Raw genomic sequence first — 2,850 nt, forward strand, 5'->3', positions numbered from 1 at the left:
GTATAACTTAAAACATAATGATCGGGAGGAAAATAAAATGGCAGAATTAAAGGCAAGCATGGCAGGAAGCGTTTGGAAAATCGTAGCAAATGAGGGGCAAAGTGTAACCGACGGACAGGATATCATTATCTTGGAATCGATGAAAATGGAAATCCCCATTGCAGCCGAGGAAGCTGGCACCATTAAAGAACTAAAAGTGAATGAAGGGGATTTCGTAAATGAAGGCGACGTTTTGGCCGTCATTGAATAAAGGGACGGAGGGGTATGATGAATTGGCCTGAAAAAGTGACAATTAAGGAAGTTGGACCCCGTGACGGGCTGCAAAATGAAAAGGTCATAATACCTGCACAAAGCAAAATGGAGTGGATCGATCAGCTCTCTGATACAGGATTATCTTATATAGAAGTGACTTCATTCGTACACCCAAAGTGGATTCCCCAATTGAGTGATGCTGTCCTGGTGGCTAAGGGAATAAAGCGCAAGCCTGGTATCACTTATGCGGCCCTTGTACCGAATCAAAGGGGACTGGAGTCGGCCCTTGACGCCAATATCGATGATATTTCCGTGTTCATGTCATCCAGTGAAACGCATAATCTAAAAAATATCAATAAGTCGATTTCCGATACCTTTCCAATATTGAAGGATGTCATCAGGACAGCAGCAAATAGCGGGAAAACGGTCAGGGGCTATGTTTCAACCGTTTTCGGCTGTCCGTATGAAGGGGAGGTTTCGACTGATCAGGTTTTCCGTGTTTGTGATCAACTTTTTGAATATGGCATCGATGAAGTCTCGTTGGGTGATACCATTGGGGTCGCGTCTCCAAGACAGGTTGCACTGTTCCTTGAAAAGGCTGTAAAAAGATATGATATGAGCCAAATTGCCCTCCATTTTCATGATACAAGGGGAATGGCACTCGCAAATATCCTTGAATCACTAAATTATGGTATTGACACTTTCGACTCTTCGCTCGGAGGTTTAGGGGGCTGCCCGTATGCACCAGGAGCGAGCGGAAATGTGGCTACGGATGACCTGGTTCATATGCTACATAAAATGGGGATTCACACAGGAATCAATCCCGAAAAGCTATTGAAGGCTGCGGCCATGGTGCAAAGCTTTTTGGAAAAACCATTGCCTAGCCATCAGATGGCTGTAAATAACGCACAATAAGCGAAATCGAGGTGAATGTATGACTTCATTAGTTGATATAAGGTATGAAGAAAAGGGAATTGCCCTCGTGACCTTGAATCGGCCGGATGCTGCTAATGCTTTATCCACAGAATTGCTTCATTGCTTAATCGAAGGGCTGGATGAATTGAAGAGAGATTCCAATTTACGAACAGTCATTATAACGGGAGCAGGTGAAAAGGCGTTTTGTGCAGGTGCGGATCTTAAGGAAAGAGCGGGTATGAATGATGATAAAGTCAAGGAGACAGTCAAGTTGATCGGAGACACGATTACGGCTGTAGAAAACCTTCCAGTACCGGTCATCGCTGCGATCAACGGTTCGGCTTTTGGCGGTGGGCTGGAATTGGCACTCGCTTGTGACATACGCATCGCATCGGAAACGGCAAAGGTGGGGCTGACTGAAACGTCATTAGGCATCATCCCTGGTGCAGGCGGTACACAGCGACTGCCCCGGATAGTCGGAATGCCGACAGCGAAAGAACTGATTTATACGGCAAGGAGATTGGATGCAAAAACGGCACATGCCTTGAAAATCATCAGTCATGTATATTCACCCCAACATTTACTTGAGGAAGCGAAAAAATTGGCTAAGGAGATTGCGGTCAATGCCCCATTAGCACTCAGGGCTGCAAAAGTGGCGATCAATCAAGGGGCTGAGACCGACTTGAAAACAGGATTGCAAATTGAAAATGACTGCTATCAGACAACTTTAAAAACCCTTGACCGACTGGAGGGTCTGTCAGCATTCAAGGAAAAACGCAAACCGGTATATAGAGGCCAATGATTTCTATTGAAGGAGGAACAGGGATGGTAACGACGGATAAACTAACCGAAACGGTTGAAACGATTAAAAAAGGCGGTTTAGAAAAGTATCATCAAAAAAACGCTGAAAAAGGAAAGCTTTTCGTAYGTGAACGTCTAGAGCTGCTTTTCGATGAAGGGGTAGAAATAGAGGACGCTTTCTTTGCCAATTGTGCAAGTGTTGGTCTGCCTGCTGATGGTGTAGTTACGGGCATCGGAAAAATCAATGGTCAAAGGGTCTGTGTCATGGCCAATGATTCGACTGTGAAAGCTGGATCCTGGGGAGCAAGGACCGTCGAGAAAATCATTCGCATTCAGGAAACAGCCGAAAAGTTACAGCTGCCCCTTCTTTATTTAGTCGATTCTGCCGGGGCACGAATTACGGATCAAGTAGAAATGTTTCCGGGCCGCCGAGGAGCTGGCCGCATCTTTTACAACCAAGTGAAGCTATCAGGAAAAGTCCCGCAAATTTGTCTATTGTTCGGTCCGTCTGCCGCCGGCGGGGCATATATTCCAGCTTTTTGTGATATTGTCGTAATGGTTGATGGCAATGCATCCATGTATTTAGGTTCACCGAGAATGGCAGAAATGGTCATTGGCGAAAAGGTGAGCGAAGAGGAAATGGGCGGGGCGAAAATGCATTGTTCCGTTTCAGGATGCGGCGATGTACTTGTCAAGTCGGAAGAAGAATCGATCGCGTTTGCGCGCAGGTACTTAAGCTATTTTCCAGGAAATTATCAAGAAAGACCTAAAAGCGTAAAACCTGAGCTGCCTGCGGATTTCGAAAAAACTTTGGAAGAACTGATTCCTAAAAATCAGAATGCAGCCTTTAATATGTACGACCTGATCGATAGGGTTATAGAC

At 45.4% G+C, this 2,850-nt stretch carries 4 protein-coding genes; all 4 read left to right on the forward strand.

The window, feature by feature from the left end:
• Window positions 1-37: 37 nt before the first annotated feature.
• Window positions 38-250, forward strand: coding sequence for an acetyl-CoA carboxylase biotin carboxyl carrier protein subunit (locus AC1DVB_RS26345; RefSeq protein WP_034312225.1), 213 nt, complete (start codon window positions 38-40; stop codon window positions 248-250).
• Between the two features lie 14 nt (window positions 251-264).
• Window positions 265-1,167, forward strand: a complete 903-nt coding sequence (locus AC1DVB_RS26350; protein ID WP_057277746.1) for a hydroxymethylglutaryl-CoA lyase — start codon at window positions 265-267, stop codon at window positions 1,165-1,167.
• 19 nt (window positions 1,168-1,186) lie between these two features.
• Window positions 1,187-1,969 (forward strand): enoyl-CoA hydratase, encoded by a 783-nt coding sequence (locus AC1DVB_RS26355; RefSeq protein WP_239861185.1) that lies wholly within the window; start codon window positions 1,187-1,189, stop codon window positions 1,967-1,969.
• Window positions 1,970-1,992: 23 nt separating this feature from the next.
• Window positions 1,993-2,850: acyl-CoA carboxylase subunit beta (locus AC1DVB_RS26360; RefSeq protein ID WP_477591740.1), on the forward strand; the 858-nt coding region annotated here is incomplete at its 3' end.

The sequence above is a fragment of the Peribacillus sp. P4_D6 genome (assembly GCF_056401795.1).

What these genes read in the sequence shown, in the direction of transcription:
- AC1DVB_RS26345 (WP_034312225.1), top strand. Translation starts at nt 38, where the DNA reads ATGGCAGAATTAAAGGCAAGCATGGCAGGAAGCGTTTGGAAAATCGTA.
- AC1DVB_RS26350 (WP_057277746.1), top strand. Translation starts at nt 265, where the DNA reads ATGATGAATTGGCCTGAAAAAGTGACAATTAAGGAAGTTGGACCCCGT.
- AC1DVB_RS26355 (WP_239861185.1), top strand. Translation starts at nt 1,187, where the DNA reads ATGACTTCATTAGTTGATATAAGGTATGAAGAAAAGGGAATTGCCCTC.